1 pseudogene is annotated in these 320 nt (G+C 67.8%); it reads left to right on the top strand.

Annotation, left to right across the window (positions count from 1 at the left end):
• Nucleotides 1–320: pseudogene (locus IE318_RS46070) on the top strand (RNA-guided endonuclease TnpB family protein); the annotation flags it as partial.

The raw sequence follows: 320 nt of genomic DNA, 5'->3' as shown, positions 1-320 counted from the left end.
TCGGCCGAGCTGTCCCGGCTTCGCATCACCCAGGCCAAACGCACCGAGGAACGCGCCTGGCTCGCCGAGGTGTCGGCGGTCGTCCTGCAGCAGTCCCTGCGGGACCTGGATGCCGCCTACAAGAACTTCTTCGACAGCCTCAAGGGCAAGCGGCCCGGCCGCAAGGCCGGCCCTCCCCGGTACAAGTCGAAGAAGGACGCCCGGCAGTCGATCCGTCTCAACACCAACGCCTTCTGCCTGCAGAGCGACGGCACGGTGTACGTGGCCAAGGTCGGCAACCTCAAGGTCAAGTGGTCCCGCAGGCTTCCGGCCCCGCCCAC

The sequence above is a fragment of the Streptomyces spiralis genome (assembly GCF_014654675.1).
Classification (GTDB): domain Bacteria; phylum Actinomycetota; class Actinomycetes; order Streptomycetales; family Streptomycetaceae; genus Streptomyces; species Streptomyces spiralis.
Note: the sequence above shows the minus strand (reverse complement) of the source record. Positions and strands in the feature narration are given on the sequence as shown.